Genomic DNA, 18,334 nt, shown 5'->3' with positions numbered 1-18,334 from the left:
CGCACGCTCGCGGCGGCGCGTCCGGCGGGGTTTGCATGGTCGCGACAGGGCGCGCGGCGACGCGATGGGCCGCTCGCCCCTGTTCCGCACTGCGGAACCTTGTACCGAATATTGGCGCGTGCCGCGCCTTTTCGCTTACTATGGGCGGCATCGGCCGGCGCACAACGCGCGCTCGCGCCCCGCCTCGGAACGACATTGGAAGACACAGCATGGGCGCTCTCAGCCATATCCGCGTACTCGATCTCACCCGCGTCCTCGCCGGACCGTGGTGCGCACAGACTCTCGCCGACTTCGGCGCCGACGTGATCAAGGTGGAGCGCCCCGGCGCCGGCGACGACACGCGCCACTGGGGCCCTCCGTACCTGAAGACGCCCGATGGCGCGGACACCGCCGAGGCCGCCTACTACCTCGCCGCGAACCGCAACAAGCGCTCGGTCACGGTGGATATCGCCACGCCCGAGGGGCAGCGCATCGTGCGCGAGCTGGCTGCGCAAAGCGATGTCGTGCTGGAGAACTACAAGGCGGGCCAGTTGAAGAAGTACGGCCTCGACTACGAGTCGCTGCGCGAGGTGAAGCCCGACCTCGTCTACTGCTCGGTCACCGGCTTCGGCCAGACCGGGCCCTACGCCTCGCGCGCGGGCTACGACTTCATCGTGCAAGGCATGGGCGGCTTCATGAGTATCACCGGCGAGCGCGACGCGCTGCCGGGCGGCGGCCCGCAAAAGGCGGGCGTCGCGATCGCCGACCTCATGACTGGCATGTATTCGACGATTGCCGTGCTGACGGCGCTCGCACACCGCGATCGCACGGGCGTGGGCCAGTACATCGACATGGCGCTGCTCGACGTGCAGGTGGCGATGCTCGCGAACATGAATTCGAACTACCTGGCGCGCGGCAATCCGCCCGCGCGCTGGGGCAACGCGCATCCCAACATCGTGCCCTATCAGGCCTTCCAGACGAGCGACAGCTGGATCATCCTCGCCGTCGGCAACGACGGGCAGTTCCGCAAGTTCGTCGAGGTGGCGGGCCAGCCCGGGCTGGCCGACGACGAGCGCTTCGCGACCAATCCGGCGCGCGTGCGCCATCGCGACACGCTCGTGCCGATCGTCGCCGACCTGATCCGCACCCGCACGAAAGCCGACTGGATCGGCGCGCTCGAAGCCGCAGGCGTGCCGTGCGGGCCGATCAACAACCTCGCGGAAGTGTTCGAGAACGAGCAGGTGATCGCGCGCGGGCTGCAGGTGGACGTGCCCCACCCTTCAGGCGGCACGGCGCGGCTCGTGGGCAACCCCATCCGCATGAGCGAAACACCGCCGCGCGTGGCGAGCCATCCGCCTACGCTCGGCGAGCATACCGATGCGGTACTGCGCGAAGTGCTCGGCTACGGCGAGGAGCAAGTGGCGACGTTGCGCAGCAAGGGCGTGGTGTAACCGCAAGGTGCCGGGGCGGCCGCTCAGCCTTGGCCGCCCGGTGTCTCCATCGACATCAGCCAAGCCAGCCCCTGCGGCCAGTCGTCGAGCCCGCTGTCGGCATTGATGTGCCCGCGCGCGCCGATCTCGATCCAGCGGCTGCCCCACGCCTGCGCGCAGCGCTGCGAAAACGCCACGCCGCCATACGGATCGTCGCTGCTGGCGACGACGACGCTCGCAAACGGCAGCGCCGCCAGCGGAACCGGATCGAAGCCGCGCGCGGCGCGCGGAAATTCGGGACCGTGCGGGTCGGGGAGCGCCACCAGCAGCGCGCCGGCCACCTTCGCGCGCGTCGCCGCGCTCGCGTGATGCGCGGCCCAGTGCGCCACGCTCAGGCAGCCGAGGCTGTGAGCGGCGAAGCGCACGCCAGCCGGCGCGCGTTGCACGGCAGCCTCGAGCGCCGTGCACCACGCCTCGCAGTCCGGGTGCATCCAGTCGGGCATCTGCACCCGTGCAAAGCCCGCGTGCGCGGCTTCCCAGCGCGTCTGCCAGTGCCCCGGCCCCGAATCCATGTAGCCCGGCAGCACCAGCACAGCCGTTTCGCTCGATGTCACGTTTTCCCCTCGCTTGTTGTGCTCCGCGCGACGATCCGGCACCGGGACTGGCACGGCGGGTCGCGTCAGGTAGAATGGAAGACACCATCGGGTGCCCGGTTACGCGCTTTTATCCTTTTGACGGGCGCCCTCGAACGACTCCCTTTTCGCATGAATACCGAACGTAAAGACGCCGACCGCACGGACGCGCCTGCGGCATCCAATTTCATCCGCAACATCATCGACGACGACAACCGCTCGGGCAAGTGGGCGCAGCGCGTCGAAACGCGCTTCCCGCCGGAGCCGAATGGCTACCTTCACATCGGCCACGCCAAGAGCATCTGCCTGAACTTCGGCGTCGCGAAAAGCTACGGCGGCGTGTGCCACCTGCGCTTCGACGACACGAACCCGGAGAAGGAAGATGTCGAATACGTCAACTCGATCATCGACGCCGTCGAATGGCTCGGCTTCGAGTGGAAGAAAGAAGATCACGAATACCTCTTCTACGCGAGCGACTACTACGACAAGCTCTACGAGTTCGCCGAACTGCTGATCCAGCGCGGCAAGGCGTACGTGGACAGCCAGTCGCCGGAAGAGATGCGCGCGAACCGCGGCTCGGCCACCGAAGCCGGCAAGAACTCGCCGTTCCGAGATCGCTCCGTCGACGAAAACCTCGACCTCTTGCGCCGCATGAAGGCGGGCGAATTCGAGGAAGGCGCCCATGTGCTGCGCGCGAAGATCGACATGGCGTCGCCGAACTTCAACATGCGCGATCCGGTGATCTACCGCATCCGCTTCGCACATCACTACCGCACCGGCGACAAGTGGTGCGTGTACCCGATGTACGACTACACGCACTGCATTTCGGACGCGCTGGAAAACATCACGCATTCGCTGTGCACGCTCGAGTTCGAAGACCATCGCCCGCTGTATGACTGGGTTCTCAATGAACTGGCCGACGCCGGCGTCTTCACGCGCCCGCTGCCGCAGCAAATCGAGTTTTCGCGCCTGAACCTCACCTACGCGATCACGAGCAAGCGCAAGCTGCTGCAACTGGTGACCGAAGGCCACGTGGAAGGCTGGGACGACCCGCGCATGCCGACCATCGTCGGCGTGCGCCGCCGCGGCTTCACGCCGGAAGCGATCCAGCTCTTCTGCGAGCGCATCGGCGTGACGAAGGTCGATTCGTGGATCGACATGAGCGTGTTCGAAGGCGCGCTGCGCGACGACCTCGACGACAAGGCGCCGCGTACGGCCGCCGTGCTCGATCCGCTCAAGCTCATCATCGACAACTATCCGGAAGGTCAAAGCGAAGACTGCACGGCCCCCGTGCATCCGCATCATCCGGAGCGCGGCCTGCGCACGTTCCCGATCTCGCGCGAGCTGTGGATCGAGCGCGAGGACTTCAACGAGACGCCGCCGAAGGGCTATTTCCGCCTGTTCCCGGGCAACAAGGTGCGTCTGCGCTATGGCTTCGTGATCGAATGCACGGGTGCGGACAAGGACGAGAACGGCAACGTGATCGCCGTGCACTGCAACTACTTCCCGGACAGCAAGTCGGGCACGGAAGGCGCGAACAACTACAAGGTCAAGGGCAACATTCACTGGGTCAGCGCAGCGCACGCGTGCCCGGCGGAAGTGCGCCTCTACGATCGCCTGTTCCGCGAAGAGCAACCCGACGCGGGCGGCCGCGACTTCCTCGAAGCGCTCAATCCGGATTCGAAGCGCGTGGTCCAGGCGTATCTGGAACCGGGCGCACGCGACGCCGCGCCGGAAGACCGCTATCAGTTCGAGCGTCATGGCTACTTCGTCGCCGACCGCCACGACTCGAAGCCGGGCGCGCCGGTATTCAACCGCATCGTCGGTTTGCGCGACAGCTGGGGCAAGTAAGCCTCGCGCCGCGCTCGCCGGCAAACTAAAAGCCCGCACGGGTTCGTGCGGGCTTCTTTCATTGCGGCGGCGGCCGGCTAGGGGGACCGGCCTACAGTCTGCGATGCAGCTCCGCGAGCGAGAGCGACGTGCTAAAGAGCCGCGCGAGACTGCGGCTCGCGTAGCGATCCACTTCGCCGGGTACGGTCCAGCGCCAGGCGTCCATTTCAGGAATCATCACGCCGTCCTCGCGGCGCGGAAACAGCGACACGCAGACGCAACGCGTGAGGTCGAGTTCATCGGCGCTCGCGCGCGCGGCAAAGAGATGCAGATCCTTGTCGCGCCGGTACACGTAGCGCCCGAGATCGACGAGGCGCGACGCCGCGACATCGATGCCGGTCTCCTCGACCATCTCGCGGCGCGCGCTCTGCGATTCGGTCTCGCCGGGATCGCCCTGCCCCTTCGGAATGTCCCAGTGATTCGTGCCGGTTGCGTGCGCGAGCAGCACGCGGCCTTCAGGATCGAGCAGCACGATGCCGCACGAAACGATCTTGCCGTTCACCGCGCGCTCAGTGCTGCTTCTGGAAAACCCAGGCGCCTTCGCCCGTGCGGCAGAAGTGCGGACGCAGTGTCATCGACTGGCCCTTCGCGTTGATCACGACCTCCGTATCGCGGCACGTCTTGTCGCCTTCCTTTTGCGTATTCGACGGCGTGATGGTCGAGGTGATGCGCGTGCCGTTGCGCGAGCCTTCGTTCGACCATGACGTGCTCTCGCCATCGGCCTTATGCTCGACGGCATCGCGCACGGCGTTCTGGAGCGAGTTGTAGTCGGCCTGGGTCATGAACGACATGGGCGTGTTGTTCAGAAAGCCCAGATTGGCGGCATGCGCGCTGCTCATGCCAACGGCGACAAAAAGCGCCGCGCCCAGGGCGCTCAGCGTGTGAAGGGTTCGGGGCATTCTGGACATTATGTGTTCTCCTCGGCGGACTGAAAGAATCGACAAAAAGCATAACACGCACCCTTTTTTCGGCTCGTCCAGCAAGGCCGCTTACACGCGCGGGCGGCCGGTTCGATTTTCGGATTGATCCGATGGTGTGGGAGAGGGCCGATCACTACGATGGCTCCCTCGCCCACTTACAGCCCATCCGGTTAATCTGACATGACCTACGCCATCGCATTGAGGGTCTTTGCGCTCCTGCTGATCCTCATCTGCATCGGCTTGATGTCGTTCGTCGTGCATTACCGGCTCGCGCCACAACCGCAGGCGCCCGGCGCGAACTTCGCAGTCGGTCCCGAACGCACGCCGCGCTGGCCGGACGCGACGCTGCGCATTGGCACGATCGGCTTGCTCGTGTCGTTCCTCGTGCTCACCGGCGCCTGCCTGCTGATCGCGGGCGTCTGACGCTGCGCGACCAGTGCACACTCAGCGCGCGCCCGGCTGCCAGCCGTCGGTGAGCGTATCGAGAAACGCGAGCACGTCCTCGATTTCGGCGTTGCTGAACACCGGCTCGTCGCCCGGCTTGCGATCGAACGGCGGATCCGTGTTGAGATTCGCCCAGTAGCGCCGCGGCAGGTCGTCGAACTTCTGCACCCTGCCCTTCACCACCGGATAGAACTCTTCCGGATTCGTGTCGCGCCGCGCGTAGAAACGCAGCACGTCTTCCAGCGAGTGATAGATGCCGTTGTGGGAGAACGACTTCTTGAGCGCGACGTTGCGCAGCGTCGGCGTACGGAAGAGCCCGCAAAATTGCGCACGGTGATCGAGATCCGTACGTTCCGGACCGCATGCGCCGAGATCGAAGAACTTGCGGTCGCGGTTCACGGCAAGCGCGCGGTTGCGCGGCACGCCCACGGCGATCAAACCGAAGTCGCTGAACTGCGGCGGCGAGCCGTCCTTTGCACGCTGGCTGATATGGCAGCTCGCGCAATTGCCCTTCTTCTCGTCGTTGAAGAGTTGGAGCCCGCGCAGTTCGGCGGCGCTAAGCGTGGCCCTGCCGGCCAGGTACGCGTCGTATTTGCTCGTGTACGGATAGAACACCTCGGGCGACTGCTCGAATGTCTCCAATGACTTCAGGACTGCCTTGAAAGTCGCGTCGTCGTCAGCGAGGACGCGCGCACCGAAGGCCTCGCGAAACGCCCCAGCGTAGGGCGCCGCGCGCACGGCTTCGGCGACCTTCTTCGGCGAACTCGCCATCTCGAACGTCGATAGCAACGGGATGCGCGCCTGGTCCGAGCCCCGATCGACGCGCCCATCCCACGTCAGTCCGCCGGTCGGACCTGCATCGACGCTTTCGTCGCCTTCGTCATCGGAGTCGTGATAGTGCTCGGCGAACGCCGGCACCGCCTGCAGATATTTGAGCGTCGGCACGGCGCGCATGCCCTGGCGTCGCATGTCAGCGCCGCCGATCTGCACGTCGAGCGAGTTGGTCGGCGTGAACGCGTGGTCCGGGCTGTGGCACGACGCGCATGCCATCTTGCCCGAACCCGAGAGCGACGGATCGAAGAACATCTGCTTGCCGAGCGCCGTCATGCGGCGCACCTGCGCATAGACCTCGGCACGCGTCTGCCCGCCTTGCGCAGGCGCGGCGATGTTCATGAGCTTCACGCCCTGTACGGCGCGTGCGTTCGCATTGGCGTCGTGAGCGCGCGAGGCGCTGCCCGATGCACCAGTCGTCGCATCGACGTCCGCGGAAGCGCCGGTGCTGCCATCGCATGCCGCCAGCAGCAACGACAGCCCCGCCGCCATCACGAGGAGCCCCGCGTTGCGGCGCGCGTCGCCGTGGGGGTCGAGCCCGCCCCTGACCTTCCGTTCGCGCCGAACGACGCGCCAATCTACGCAACATGCCTGGTCCCCGAAGCTTGAGCGCGACGTGCGCATGGTGGCGCGCCGCTGCAGTGCGAATGCCGATGCGCTCAGCCGCGCATCGAAGTCGCGAAAGCGTATGTCGGGGATGTGACGATCCAATGACATGACGTAAGACAGATGTCATGCAATCAAAGGCCGCAAAGAAGCTAAATGTAATTTTTTACATATCGCTGTCAAATTCCGTTGCGACACTGCGCCTCGCCCAAAGACCGGCGCCATCGCGCCGGCCTCCATGCGGGCCCCCAACGCGAGAGAGAAAAATGATCAACAGCAAATGGTTCTATGCCACGCCGATCGCGATAGCGGCGTCGGTATTGGCCGTCGCGGCTTGCGGCGGCAACGACAGCAGCAAGCCCGGCCTTTCGTCGGTGAAGAATATCGTCGTGATCTACGCGGAAAACCGCAGCTTCGACAATCTGTACAGCAGCTTCCCGAACGCCAACGGCCTGCAAAACGTGAGCGCGCAAAGCGCGCAGCAGCTCGATCGCGACGGCTCCGTGCTGGCCACGCTGCCGACCGTCTGGAACGGTCTCACGCAAACGGGAGTCACGCCCGTCGTGACCGCGGCGATGACCGAGAACATGCCGAATGCGCCGTTCGCCATCGACGACGCGAAGGGCTACAACGTGCCGCTCTCAGTTACGACGCGCGACCTGTATCACCGCTTTTACGAGAACCAGATGCAGATCCACGGCGGCAAGAACGACATGTTCGCGGCCTACGGCGATTCCGGCGGTCTCGTGATGGGGCATTACACGACGAGCGCCGAAAAGCTGCCGCTCTGGAAGATCGCCCAGCAATACACGCTCGCCGACAACTTCTTCATGGGCGCGTTCGGCGGCTCGTTCCTGAATCACCAGTGGCTGATCTGCGCGTGCACGCCGTACTACGCGAACGCGGACACGAGCCCGGCCAAGCCGACGATCTCGACCGTGGACGCCGACGGCGTCTCGCTCACGCTCGCATCGAACTCGCCGAAGTCGGCGCTCGCTGGCGCTCCGAAATTCGTGAAGTCGGGCAATCTGACGCCGGACTTCTACGCGGTCAACACGATGCAGCCGCCGTATCAGCCGAGCGGCAACGCGGCAGCTTCGGGCGGTGACGCGAACCTGGCCGACCCGTCGAACGCCTCGACAATGCCCGCGCAAACGGCGCAGAACATCGGCGATCTGCTTTCGAACGCGGGCGTGACGTGGGCGTGGTACGGCGGCGCGTGGGGCGCGGCCGTGAGCGCGGCGCAGAACAGCACCTCGGGCGTGATCTACGGCGCGAACATGACAGCGCCGAACTTCCAGCCGCACCACCAGCCGTTCAACTACTTCGCGAACTACGCGCCGGGCACCGACGCACGTGCGAAGCACCTGCTCGACGGCGGCATCGACGGCACGGAGTTCATCAAGGCGATCGACGCCGGCGCGCTGCCTGCCGTGGCGTTCTACAAGCCGCAGGGCAACCTGAACGAGCACGCGGGCTACACAGACGTGACGAGCGGGGACCAGCACATCGCGGACGTCATCGCGCATTTGCAGAAGAGCCCGCAGTGGAACAACATGGTCGTGGTCGTCACGTACGACGAAAACGGCGGCTTCTGGGACCACGTTGGGCCGCCCAAGGGCGACCGCTGGGGTCCGGGCTCGCGCATTCCGGCGCTCATCATTTCGCCGTACGCAAAAAAGGGCTACGTCGACCACACGCAGTACGACACAACCTCGATCCTGCGCCTCATCACGCGCCGCTTCTCGCTGCCCACGCTGCCGGGGCTTGCCAACCGCGACGCCGCGCTCAAGAGCAACGGCGCCCAGCCGATGGGCGATCTGACCAACGCACTGGACGTGAAGCTCTAAGCGCGAAAACCACCGGACCATCGATTGCCGCATGTTGCTCATCCGGTTTGACGGGCAGCCCTCGGGCTGCCCTTTTTATTGCGCCGCGGATTCGTCGCCCGCTGCACGCTCTACGCGCCAGCCGGGCGTCGACCCGCGACGTTTGACCACGGAGCCTGCGCCGCAAGATGGACTACCTTACAGATTAATTACTGCACAAAACTTGACGGAGGTCATTGTGAAATACGTCGAATCGACTCTCCTGCCAGGCGAACGGTTCGTCTGCGAGGGACACCCCTGCTTCTGGGCGATGGGGCCGCGTATCACACTGAGCCTTCTGCTCATGGTTTGGGGCGTGCTCGTCGGCACCATGGGAACGTCGCCGCTCGCGGCGGTGGGGTTTTTTGCCGGGGGGCTAGCACTGTTCTGCGCGTCGCTACTCGCCTGGTGGACGACGGAATTCGCCGTGACCAACAAGCGCGTGGTGGCCAGGTTCGGCGCGGTACGCCGTCAGACAGTAGAGTTGACGCTCGCGAAGATCGAGAGCGTGCGGATCGAGCAAAGCTTGATCGGCCGGATTTTCGACTATGGTTCGCTCGTCGTGGGCGGCGGTGGCTTGATCGCTACGCCGATTCCCGGCATTTCGAACCCGCACGAGTTTCGCCGCATGGTTTTTCTCGCGCAGGAGGCCGAAGAGCCGGTGCCGTTGCGGCTCGTGGCGTGAGGGGTTTGAATCGGCCTGGATTCGTGGGGTGGGAAAAAGCAAAAAGCCCGGCGGTGAAGGCCGGGCTTTTTGTTTATTTGATCTGGCGCGACAGGAGGGGCTCGAACCCCCGACCCTCGGCTTAGAAGGCCGATGCTCTATCCAGCTGAGCTACTGTCGCGTGAACGTCCGCGAGGCCGCAGGCGGCCTCGCAAAGACGGGGCTGGATTATACCGCGATCGCCTCACGCGGTCGCGCCTCGCTCGTGCCGCGTGCCAAGGGCTTTCGCGCCAGAATCAAACCGGCTGCTGATGCAGTGCGAACCAGCCAAGGAAAATCGCCCCGGCGATCAGGCAATACGCACCGAACGACGCGAGGCGCCCGCGTCCCTCGAAATAGCTCATGAGGAACTTCACGCTCAACCAGGCCGCAATACCCGTGAGCACGCCGCCAACGACCGCCGTCATCAACTGATCGCGAGCATGGAAGAGCTTGGGCAGTTCGAGCAGGCCAGCCGCGAAGATGATCGGCGTGCCCAGCAGGAACGAGAACTCCGCGGCCTTTTCTGCCGTGAGGCCTGCCGCATTGCCGGCGATCATCGTGAGGCCACTGCGCGAAAAGCCGGGAATGAGCGCGCCGATCTGCGCGAGGCCGACGAGGAATGCCTGGCGGAACGTGAGTTTCTCAGGCGGACGATGCGCACGCGCACGCTGGATGCGATCGCCGAACCACAGCAGCACGCCATTGACCATCAACGCCGCCGCGACGATGCGCAGATCGTGAAAGATGGCTTCGATGCGCTTTTCGAGCACGAGGCCGACGATGCCCGTCGGAATCGTCCCGATGATGAGCGCCCACATCATGTGCCCGTCGTCGTTCTTGCGACCGCCCAGCGAGGCAAAGAAGCCGCTGATCAACGCGACCCAGCGCTCACGGAAATACCAGAGCAGCGCGATGGCGGTCCCCAGGTGCAATGCGACGAGGAACGGCAGCAATTGCGGCGCGTGCTTGTCGATGTGCATGCCGAACAGCGCCGGCACGAGCAGCGTATGGCCGAGGCTGCTCACGGGAAACAGTTCGGTGACGCCTTGCAACACGCTCAGGAAGAAAAGAAACCAGAGACTCACGCGCGGATCCTCGTAGTGGTGGGGTAAGGGGCCGGACCGCTGCGGAGCCGGTGCGGCGAAGCGCACCGATTATGCCTGGGACGTATTGCAGCGCCAAGCTTGAACAGGGATTTGTCAGAAAAGTTACCGCGTCGCAACAAAATTGGCTGCGAATGCAGGGAACCTGGCGCAACCGCGCATGGCGCGCGCGCCTCCGGCAATCAAAACGAGGGGGACGGACCGCGGCGCGATTAGCGCGCCATCTTGTAGAAGAAATAGGCGCTGCTACCGACGAAGAGGCTGAACAGAGCCATGCTCATTGCCATTGCGAGGTCCATGGGGAGGTCTCCTGCGAAAATGCTCTGTGCGCTAGCGCACGATCATGCGGATTATGCTGACTCTTGTCCGTCAAACACACCCACGATTTCCCGACGAGGGTTTTCACGCAGGAGAAAGCGGCGCAAAATCCGCCTCTGCCCGGCGCACTAGCACCACCTTTCTTCCACCCACTCCAGGCCTGCCCATGAACGCACATCCAGAACAGGACACCCTCACCCTCACCCGCGGTGACTCGACGCTGCGCTTCGCGCCGTGGGCTGGCGGCCGTTTGCTCTCGTGGCACGTCGGTGGACAGCCGGTCATCGTGTGGCCGGAAAATGCGAACTGGGCCGAGCCCGCACGGGTGCGCGGCGGCAATCCGCTGCTCTTCCCCTTCCTTGGCCGCCATCGTGTCGACGGCCAGATCGGACGCTGGCGCGACGCCCAAGGCGTGGTTCGCGATCTGCCGATGCACGGCTTCGCGCGCGACCTGCCGTTCGCGGCGCAGGTTGACGCCGACGGGCACGGTCTCCGGATGACTCTCGTCGACTCCGACGCCACCCGCACTGGCTACCCGTTCGCCTTTCGCTTCGAAGCGGCCTACCGGCTGGCCGATGCGCATACGCTCGATGTAACGCTCGCCGCGACCAATACCGGCGTGGATTCGCTTCCCTGGTACGCGGGTCATCACTTTTACTTCGCCTTGCCCCACGCGCAGCGCGCGCAGACGACGCTCGACCTGCCGCCCAGCCAACGCCGTCATCAGCTCCCGGACGGTTCTATCAGTGCGCCCGAGCCCGGCAAAGCGCAATACAGACTCGACGACGCGAGCATCATCGACCGCTTCCATGTGATCGAGCCAACGCCGCCCGCCTCGCCGGTGCGCCTCGTAGCGCCGGGACTCGGCCGCGCGGTGACGATCGACCTGAACCGGCCCGGCTCGCTTGCCTGGTACGCCGTCACGACGTGGACGGAAGCCGCGGACTCCGACTTCTACTGCGTCGAACCCTGGCTAGGTCTGCCCGATGCGATCCACAACGGGCTCGGCCTGCGCTGGCTCGCACCGGGTCAAGGGGAGACGGCCACGCTGCGCATCGGCGTCGAGACGCTGGGCGGCTGATCGCGCGCACCGGGGCCGTGCTGGGCCGGTGCCGATATGGATGCTGCCGCCCGCGTCAGCCATTCGTCAGGCAAAACCCCAGTTGCGCTGGCAAACCCGCTAAAATCAGGCGTTTTGCCGGCGCGGCGGACCGTGGTCCGTCGAGGCAAGGTCATGCGAGGTTCAATGTTGGCACCAGGAATCAGACGGATTGCATGTGCGGCGCTCGTTGCGCTGCTCGCGGCGTGCGGATCGGCTCCCGTCGGCCCCGGCTTTTATCGCGTGGAACGCGGCGACACCGTGTTCAAGATCGCGCGCAGCAATCACCAGTCCGTGCAGAACATCGTGCGCTGGAACAATCTGTCGAACGCCGACGCCATCGAAGTCGGTCAGGTCCTGCGCGTGGAGCCGCCGGCCGGCACAGCGAGCGTGCGCACCGCGCCGCGTAGCGCAACAACTGCCCCACGCGAAAGCGCCGACACAGCCGATACGACATCCGCACCTTCGGCGGCGGCGGCGCCGTCGATTTCGCTCGTCTGGCCCACCAGCGGTCAGGTCATCCGCAACTTTGACGGCCGCAACTCGAAGGGCATCGACATCGCCAATGCGGCGGGCACTCCCATCGTCGCCGCGGCGCCGGGCACTGTGGTCTATGCCGGCAATGGTCTGCGTGGCTACGGTAACTTGCTGATTATCAAGCACAGCGGCGATTACCTGACGGCCTATGCGCACAATCAGGCGTTGTTCGTGAAGGAAGGTCAAAGCGTCGCGCAAGGGCAGAAGATCGCGGAAATGGGCAGCAGCGACAACGATCGCGTCATGCTGCATTTCGAGTTGCGATACCAGGGGCGCTCGATCGATCCGACTCGAGAACTTCCCGCACGTTGAGACAGGCCGCTACTCCCAGTGAAATCAACGGACGAAAAAAAGCCCGGCATGGCGCCGGGCTAACGGGGGTTTGGCGCATATCGGCAAAGGACCGGTTTACCATGCGCCGAGTCGCAATCTATCAACGCGCTTCCGGCGGCGCAATCACTTAATTAGCGCGAAAATGTGCTACGGCGCACGGATTATGTGTCGCATCACTTTTCAGCAACGAATGAGGATGCCGTATCAACTGCTGCCGCCCATAAGATCGCATACTTCAATGACACGCAGCGACAAGTGGTCAAGCAGCGCAAAGGCTTGCTGGACGGTCCGTTCAGGCTGAAGAACACGCCCTTGTCGAGGGATTTTGCCAGCCTCGATCGGCGGTTTAACGCACGACGCTTTTCGCATTTTCGAGGCAGCCGGCTTTAGTGTGCAAGCGCACGCAACAATGCATTTATTCAGTGTGGTGTACAAATTTGAAACACCAATCGCCGCACGCTTAGATCAGATGTTTGCTGATTTAATGTGGCTTATTGTCTGTATTTTGGCACCGCAAGCCTGGATATTGACTTAATAATGTGATTAATCCCCGCATCCGGCGTTCGCCATCGGGCCGTCGGTCTGATGCCGGACTATCGTTTATAGTATCGGCCGCAACGAATTTCCAATCATCATGACTATCGAAGACGCCAACCCCAGTCCGACGTATGCCAGGCTGCTCGGCGAAACCGCCAAGATCGACTGGCAGGATCTCGAACGTTTCTTTGCGCAAGGCAAGCTACTGAGCGTGGCGCGCGACCTCGACCTCGTCAGCGTGGCGGAGGCCATCGCCGACGACGACAGTGCGGTCGTCATGCAATGGCTGTCATCGGGCCTCGTCGCACGTATGCCGGCAGAAACCGCAGCCGATTACGCGGCGCGCAAGCCGGAGTTGTGGGCGGTCGTCGTCTCGCCGTGGGTGTGCGTGCAGGAACGCTCTTGAGCGGCGCTGAGGCGCTGCCTGACCAGCGAGGCTGGCATCGACGCGTGCTGACGCTCGCGTTTCCCATCGTCCTCGCCAATCTCACGCAGCCGATCCTCGGCGCCGTCGACACGGCCGTAGCAGGCCACTTCGGCAGCGCGGCCGATCTTGCCGGCGTCGCACTGGGCGGCCTGTTCTTCAACTTCGTGTTCTGGGGTTTCGGCTTCCTGCGCATGGGGACGACGGGACTCGTCGCTCAGGCCTACGGCGCCCGCGACCTCCCCGCATTGCGCGCGAATGTCGTGCGCGCCCTGTTGTTGGCATTCGCGATCGGCGCCGCGATCCTGCTGATTCAATCGCCCTTGATCCACTACACGCTCGCGGCCATTGGCGGTAGCACAGACGTGCAACGCAACGCCGGGGTCTATTGCCTTGCGCGTATCGGCTCTGCGCCTTTCGCTTTGGCTAATTACGTCGTGCTCGGATATCTGCTCGGCACTCAGCGCGTGCGCATTGCGCTGCTTTCGCAGATCTTTATCAATCTGACAAACGTCATTGCCGTGCTCGCCTATGTGTATGGACTCCGCTGGGGCATCGCCGGGATCGGCGCGGCGACGGCTACCGCCGATACGCTCGGTTTTGTCTTCGGCGCCTGTGTGCTGTGGAGGCTGCGTCCTCGCGGGCTTGCGCCGCTCGGGTTGCAGACTGTGCTCGAGCCGGCAGCGCTCAAACGCCTCGTCGCGATCAATCGCGATATCTTTCTGCGTACGCTTTGTCTGCTGGGCTCGTTCGGGTGGTTCGCGCATCTGGGCGCGAAGCAAGGCGACGCAATCCTTGCCGCGAACGCCCTGCTCCTCAACTTCCAGACCTTCATGGCCTACGGCCTCGACGGGTTCGCCCACGCAGCCGAGGCGCTGGTAGGCGCGGCAATCGGCGCCGGTAATCGCAATGCGTTCCGCAAAGCCGTGAAAGTCAACCTGTTCTGGGCAGCGCTGGGTGCCTTCGGTTTTTCGTTGGTTTATTGGGCCTGCGGCCCCTGGATCATCGAGAAGCTTACCAACCAGCCGGCCGTGCGTGCCGCTGCCCAGGCATTCCTCCCATGGGCCGCGCTTTCGCCGCTCATCTCCGTCTGGGGCTTTTTGCTGGACGGCGTATTCATCGGCGCGACGCGCACGCGCGAACTCATGCAAGCCATGGCGGTGTCGCTGGCTGTGTTTCTGTGCGCGTCATGGGCGCTGGTCGGGCCGCTCGGCAATCATGGGTTGTGGATCGCCCTGCTCGTCTTCATGGCCGCGCGCGGGCTGACGCTCTCCCCGTTGCTACCGCGCATCAGCGGCGCGATCGTACCTGTGGCTGCGCAGTTGCACTGACGGCGCTCGCGCCAGGCGTCGGCTCTTACTGTGCAGGCGGCGGGTTGTCGATTATCATCGGCGGCCGGTCGTCGGTCGGCACACCGTGGTAGTCGGGCGGATCCTGCGGCGGGCTGCCGTGGCGGTGAGTCGTTGCATTGTCGGCACACGCCGAAAGCAATGCGGCCACTGCAAGGGCCAGATAAACACGGTACATCGCCTCAAATCCTTCTGAATGGTGATCCCAGCGTCGCACCAGATGGGTAGCGAAGCGGCTGAACTCGGTATTTTTTCCGTTGCGACACTGTTCTAAGATACGGACATGGCTGCAATCGACAGGAGGCTGCCATGGATGCCGAAACTATTGCGGGTCTGATCGGTCTTGCTGTGGGTCTGCTGGTTCTGCTTGGGCTATCGATTTTCGAATCGCGCGCCTACCGGAAAGAGCACGACGGCGAAGGCATGATGCATCACTGGCTGGCCGAGCATCACGTGCTCGGCCGGGTTCGTCGCAGGCACTGAACCCAGCGTCGGCACGCCCCTTGGCTGAATCTCGCCGCGGCCAGTCGAGCTGGCCGCGGGGTGGTTTTGCTGCGTCGTTCGGTGAACGAGCCCCTCGTTTTTTCCGACGCGCCCAAACGCCAGAACCCCGGTGCTCTTTCGGAGACACCGGGGTTCTGGACGTTACAGCATAAGGAGCCTGACGATTACCTACTTTCACACGGGCAATCCGCACTATCATCGGCGTGGAGCTGTTTCACGGTCCTGTTCGGGATGGGAAGGGGTGGGACCAGCTCGCTATGGTCATCAGGCATGACGGGTTGCTGCGTCGACGGAGGCACACCTGTTATAGGATCAAGCCTTACGGGCAATTAGTATCAGTTAGCTTAACGCATTACTGCGCTTCCACACCTGACCTATCAACGTCCTGGTCTCGAACGACCCTTCAAGGGGCTCGAAGCCCCGGGGATATCTCATCTCAAGGCGAGTTTCCCGCTTAGATGCTTTCAGCGGTTATCTCTTCCGAACATAGCTACCCGGCGATGCCACTGGCGTGACAACCGGTACACCAGAGGTTCGTCCACTCCGGTCCTCTCGTACTAGGAGCAGGTCCCTTCAAATATCCAGCGCCCACGGCAGATAGGGACCAAACTGTCTCACGACGTTTTAAACCCAGCTCACGTACCTCTTTAAATGGCGAACAGCCATACCCTTGGGACCGGCTACAGCCCCAGGATGAGATGAGCCGACATCGAGGTGCCAAACACCGCCGTCGATATGAACTCTTGGGCGGTATCAGCCTGTTATCCCCAGAGTACCTTTTATCCGTTGAGCGATGGCCCTTCCATACAGAACCACCGGATCACTATGACCTGCTTTCGCACCTGTTCGACTTGTGAGTCTCACAGTCAAGCACGCTTATGCCATTGCACTATCAGCACGATTTCCGACCGTACCTAGCGTACCTTCGTACTCCTCCGTTACCCTTTGGGAGGAGACCGCCCCAGTCAAACTGCCTACCATGCACTGTCCCCGATCCGGATCACGGACCAAGGTTAGAACCTCAAACAGATCAGGGTGGTATTTCAAGGACGGCTCCACGGAAACTAGCGTTCCCGCTTCACAGCCTCCCACCTATCCTACACAAACCGGTTCAAAGTCCAATGCAAAGCTACAGTAAAGGTTCATGGGGTCTTTCCGTCTAGCCGCGGGGAGATTGCATCATCACAAACACTTCAACTTCGCTGAGTCTCGGGAGGAGACAGTGTGGCCATCGTTACGCCATTCGTGCAGGTCGGAACTTACCCGACAAGGAATTTCGCTACCTTAGGACCGTTATAGTTACGGCCGCCGTTTACCGGGACTTCAATCAAGAGCTTGCACCCCATCATTTAATCTTCCGGCACCGGGCAGGCGTCACACCCTATACGTCCACTTTCGTGTTTGCAGAGTGCTGTGTTTTTATTAAACAGTCGCAGCCACCAGTTTATTGCAACCCCTTCACCCTTCTGGCGCAGGCCAGTCAAGCTACCAGGGCGTACCTTATCCCGAAGTTACGGTACCAATTTGCCGAGTTCCTTCTCCCGAGTTCTCTCAAGCGCCTTAGAATACTCATCTCGCCCACCTGTGTCGGTTTGCGGTACGGTCACTGTGAAACTGAAGCTTAGAGGCTTTTCTTGGAACCACTTCCAGTTGCTTCTGCTCCGAAGAGCATGGCCTCGCACCCTTGAATTCCGCGCCCGGATTTGCCAAAGCGCCTTCTCCAATGCAAGGACCGGGACTTCCAACACCCGGACAACCTTCCGCGATCCGTCCCCCCATCGCATTTCACAATGGTGCAGGAATATTGACCTGCTTCCCATCAGCTACGCATTTCTGCCTCGCCTTAGGGGCCGACTCACCCTACGCCGATGAACGTTGCGTAGGAAACCTTGGGCTTACGGCGAGGGGGCCTTTCACCCCCTTTATCGCTACTCATGTCAGCATTCGCACTTCCGATACCTCCAGCACGCTTTTCAACGCACCTTCGCAGGCTTACGGAACGCTCTCCTACCATGCATATAAATATGCATCCGCAGCTTCGGTATATGACTTAGCCCCGTTACATCTTCCGCGCAGGACGACTCGATCAGTGAGCTATTACGCTTTCTTTAAAGGGTGGCTGCTTCTAAGCCAACCTCCTGACTGTTTTAGCCTTCCCACTTCGTTTCCCACTTAGTCATATTTGGGGACCTTAGCTGGCGGTCTGGGTTGTTTCCCTCTTGACACCGGACGTTAGCACCCGATGTCTGTCTCCCGTGATTGCACTCTTCGGTATTCGGAGTTTGCTATGGCGACGTAATCCGCAATGGACCCATCAACCATGACAGTGCTCTACCCCCGAAGGTGATACACGAGGCACTACCTAAATAGTTTTCGGAGAGAACCAGCTATTTCCAGGTTTGTTTAGCCTTTCACCCCTATCCACAGCTCATCCCCTAACTTTTCAACGTTAGTGGGTTCGGTCCTCCAGCACGTGTTACCGTGCCTTCAACCTGGCCATGGATAGATCACCTGGTTTCGGGTCTACACCCAGCGACTGGACGCCCTGTTCGGACTCGCTTTCGCTACGCCTGCCCTATTCGGTTAAGCTTGCCACTGAATGTAAGTCGCTGACCCATTATACAAAAGGTACGCCGTCACCCCTTGCGAGGCTCCGACTGTTTGTATGCATGCGGTTTCAGGATCTGTTTCACTCCCCTCCCGGGGTTCTTTTCGCCTTTCCCTCACGGTACTGGTTCACTATCGGTCGATCACGAGTATTTAGCCTTGGAGGATGGTCCCCCCATCTTCAGACAGGATTTCACGTGTCCCGCCCTACTTGTCG

Annotated in this window: 16 protein-coding genes, 1 tRNA gene and 2 rRNA genes; 10 read left to right on the top strand and 9 right to left on the bottom strand. The window is 62.8% G+C overall.

Annotated elements, in window-relative coordinates; genetic code table 11:
• Nucleotides 1-209: 209 nt before the first annotated feature.
• A complete protein-coding gene (locus tag M3I53_RS22845; RefSeq protein ID WP_254318120.1) occupies nucleotides 210-1,430 on the top strand; it encodes a CaiB/BaiF CoA-transferase family protein in 1,221 nt (406 codons plus the stop codon).
• Between the two features lie 23 nt (nucleotides 1,431-1,453).
• Here M3I53_RS22845 and M3I53_RS22840 read toward each other — a convergent pair whose 3' ends face one another.
• The gene (locus M3I53_RS22840) at nucleotides 1,454-2,023 is read right to left on the bottom strand and encodes an alpha/beta hydrolase (RefSeq protein WP_309249544.1); all 570 of its coding nucleotides are present in this window, start codon (nucleotides 2,021-2,023) and stop codon (nucleotides 1,454-1,456) included.
• 150 nt (nucleotides 2,024-2,173) lie between these two features.
• Here M3I53_RS22840 and M3I53_RS22835 point away from each other — a divergent pair, with 150 nt between their 5' ends.
• On the top strand, nucleotides 2,174-3,892 hold the full coding sequence (locus tag M3I53_RS22835) for a glutamine--tRNA ligase/YqeY domain fusion protein (RefSeq protein ID WP_254318119.1): 1,719 nt from the start codon (nucleotides 2,174-2,176) through the stop codon (nucleotides 3,890-3,892).
• A 91-nt stretch (nucleotides 3,893-3,983) separates the two neighbouring features.
• Here the strand turns inward: M3I53_RS22835 and M3I53_RS22830 are convergent, their stop codons facing one another.
• Complete coding sequence (locus tag M3I53_RS22830; RefSeq protein ID WP_254318118.1) at nucleotides 3,984-4,433, bottom strand: NUDIX hydrolase; 450 nt, start codon at nucleotides 4,431-4,433, stop codon at nucleotides 3,984-3,986.
• Between the two features lie 7 nt (nucleotides 4,434-4,440).
• The gene (locus tag M3I53_RS22825) at nucleotides 4,441-4,839 is read right to left on the bottom strand and encodes an RT0821/Lpp0805 family surface protein (RefSeq protein ID WP_254318117.1); all 399 of its coding nucleotides are present in this window, start codon (nucleotides 4,837-4,839) and stop codon (nucleotides 4,441-4,443) included.
• 192 nt (nucleotides 4,840-5,031) lie between these two features.
• On the opposite strand from M3I53_RS22825, the gene M3I53_RS22820 reads away from it, so the two are divergent.
• Entirely contained in the window at nucleotides 5,032-5,274 is a 243-nt protein-coding gene (locus tag M3I53_RS22820; RefSeq protein WP_254318116.1) for a hypothetical protein, read from the top strand.
• Between the two features lie 21 nt (nucleotides 5,275-5,295).
• Here the strand turns inward: M3I53_RS22820 and M3I53_RS22815 are convergent, their stop codons facing one another.
• The gene (locus M3I53_RS22815; protein ID WP_254318206.1) at nucleotides 5,296-6,618 is read right to left on the bottom strand and encodes a cytochrome-c peroxidase; all 1,323 of its coding nucleotides are present in this window, start codon (nucleotides 6,616-6,618) and stop codon (nucleotides 5,296-5,298) included.
• A gap of 380 nt (nucleotides 6,619-6,998) precedes the next feature.
• Between M3I53_RS22815 and M3I53_RS22810 the strand changes: the two genes are divergently transcribed.
• Together M3I53_RS22810 and M3I53_RS22805 are read left to right on the top strand one after the other, a co-directional pair.
• Entirely contained in the window at nucleotides 6,999-8,582 is a 1,584-nt protein-coding gene (locus M3I53_RS22810) for an acid phosphatase (protein ID WP_254318115.1), read from the top strand.
• Nucleotides 8,583-8,613: 31 nt separating this feature from the next.
• The gene (locus M3I53_RS22805) at nucleotides 8,614-9,285 is read left to right on the top strand and encodes a PH domain-containing protein (protein ID WP_254318114.1); all 672 of its coding nucleotides are present in this window, start codon (nucleotides 8,614-8,616) and stop codon (nucleotides 9,283-9,285) included.
• 83 nt (nucleotides 9,286-9,368) lie between these two features.
• Here the strand turns inward: M3I53_RS22805 and M3I53_RS22800 are convergent.
• Nucleotides 9,369-9,445 (bottom strand) — tRNA-Arg (locus M3I53_RS22800).
• A 115-nt stretch (nucleotides 9,446-9,560) separates the two neighbouring features.
• Nucleotides 9,561-10,391: an undecaprenyl-diphosphate phosphatase gene (locus tag M3I53_RS22795; protein WP_254318113.1), complete on the bottom strand. Its 831-nt coding sequence runs from the start codon at nucleotides 10,389-10,391 to the stop codon at nucleotides 9,561-9,563.
• A gap of 502 nt (nucleotides 10,392-10,893) precedes the next feature.
• Here M3I53_RS22795 and M3I53_RS22790 point away from each other — a divergent pair.
• The 4 genes from M3I53_RS22790 (at nucleotide 10,894) to M3I53_RS22775 (ending at nucleotide 14,988) form a co-directional block, all read left to right on the top strand.
• Nucleotides 10,894-11,808: an aldose epimerase gene (locus tag M3I53_RS22790; protein WP_254318112.1), complete on the top strand. Its 915-nt coding sequence runs from the start codon at nucleotides 10,894-10,896 to the stop codon at nucleotides 11,806-11,808.
• A 165-nt stretch (nucleotides 11,809-11,973) separates the two neighbouring features.
• A complete protein-coding gene (locus M3I53_RS22785) occupies nucleotides 11,974-12,675 on the top strand; it encodes a peptidoglycan DD-metalloendopeptidase family protein (RefSeq protein ID WP_254318205.1) in 702 nt (233 codons plus the stop codon).
• A 655-nt stretch (nucleotides 12,676-13,330) separates the two neighbouring features.
• Nucleotides 13,331-13,639, top strand: a complete 309-nt coding sequence (locus M3I53_RS22780) for a DUF2288 domain-containing protein (RefSeq protein WP_254318111.1) — start codon at nucleotides 13,331-13,333, stop codon at nucleotides 13,637-13,639.
• Nucleotides 13,636-14,988 (top strand): MATE family efflux transporter, encoded by a 1,353-nt coding sequence (locus M3I53_RS22775; protein WP_254318110.1) that lies wholly within the window; start codon nucleotides 13,636-13,638, stop codon nucleotides 14,986-14,988. Before M3I53_RS22780 ends, M3I53_RS22775 begins: the two co-directional genes overlap by 4 nt.
• Before the next feature lie 25 nt (nucleotides 14,989-15,013).
• On the opposite strand, the gene M3I53_RS22770 is transcribed toward M3I53_RS22775, so the two are convergent.
• Complete coding sequence (locus M3I53_RS22770; RefSeq protein WP_254318109.1) at nucleotides 15,014-15,184, bottom strand: hypothetical protein; 171 nt, start codon at nucleotides 15,182-15,184, stop codon at nucleotides 15,014-15,016.
• 131 nt (nucleotides 15,185-15,315) lie between these two features.
• On the opposite strand from M3I53_RS22770, the gene M3I53_RS22765 reads away from it, so the two are divergent.
• On the top strand, nucleotides 15,316-15,489 hold the full coding sequence (locus M3I53_RS22765) for a hypothetical protein (RefSeq protein ID WP_254318108.1): 174 nt from the start codon (nucleotides 15,316-15,318) through the stop codon (nucleotides 15,487-15,489).
• Nucleotides 15,490-15,665: 176 nt separating this feature from the next.
• On the opposite strand, the gene rrf is transcribed toward M3I53_RS22765, so the two are convergent.
• Both rrf and M3I53_RS22755 read right to left on the bottom strand, forming a co-directional pair.
• Nucleotides 15,666-15,779 (bottom strand): 5S ribosomal RNA (gene rrf, locus M3I53_RS22760).
• A gap of 39 nt (nucleotides 15,780-15,818) precedes the next feature.
• Nucleotides 15,819-18,334: ribosomal RNA gene (locus M3I53_RS22755) — 23S ribosomal RNA — on the bottom strand; the annotation flags it as partial.

Origin of the sequence: Paraburkholderia sp. CNPSo 3272, assembly GCF_024206495.1 — a bacterium.
In the GTDB taxonomy this organism is placed as follows: Bacteria; Pseudomonadota; Gammaproteobacteria; order Burkholderiales; family Burkholderiaceae; genus Paraburkholderia.
This window is presented reverse-complemented; position numbering and strand designations above follow the sequence as displayed.

Bases quoted from the DNA above. Each gene is read 5' to 3' on its own strand.
- M3I53_RS22845 (WP_254318120.1), top strand. From the start codon at position 210: ATGGGCGCTCTCAGCCATATCCGCGTACTCGATCTCACCCGCGTCCTC.
- M3I53_RS22835 (WP_254318119.1), top strand. From the start codon at position 2,174: ATGAATACCGAACGTAAAGACGCCGACCGCACGGACGCGCCTGCGGCA.
- M3I53_RS22825 (WP_254318117.1), bottom strand. From the start codon at position 4,839: ATGTCCAGAATGCCCCGAACCCTTCACACGCTGAGCGCCCTGGGCGCG.
- M3I53_RS22820 (WP_254318116.1), top strand. From the start codon at position 5,032: ATGACCTACGCCATCGCATTGAGGGTCTTTGCGCTCCTGCTGATCCTC.
- M3I53_RS22815 (WP_254318206.1), bottom strand. From the start codon at position 6,618: ATGGCGGCGGGGCTGTCGTTGCTGCTGGCGGCATGCGATGGCAGCACC.
- M3I53_RS22810 (WP_254318115.1), top strand. From the start codon at position 6,999: ATGATCAACAGCAAATGGTTCTATGCCACGCCGATCGCGATAGCGGCG.
- M3I53_RS22805 (WP_254318114.1), top strand. From the start codon at position 8,614: ATGTTGCTCATCCGGTTTGACGGGCAGCCCTCGGGCTGCCCTTTTTAT.
- M3I53_RS22790 (WP_254318112.1), top strand. From the start codon at position 10,894: ATGAACGCACATCCAGAACAGGACACCCTCACCCTCACCCGCGGTGAC.
- M3I53_RS22785 (WP_254318205.1), top strand. From the start codon at position 11,974: ATGTTGGCACCAGGAATCAGACGGATTGCATGTGCGGCGCTCGTTGCG.
- M3I53_RS22780 (WP_254318111.1), top strand. From the start codon at position 13,331: ATGACTATCGAAGACGCCAACCCCAGTCCGACGTATGCCAGGCTGCTC.
- M3I53_RS22770 (WP_254318109.1), bottom strand. From the start codon at position 15,184: ATGTACCGTGTTTATCTGGCCCTTGCAGTGGCCGCATTGCTTTCGGCG.
- M3I53_RS22765 (WP_254318108.1), top strand. From the start codon at position 15,316: ATGGATGCCGAAACTATTGCGGGTCTGATCGGTCTTGCTGTGGGTCTG.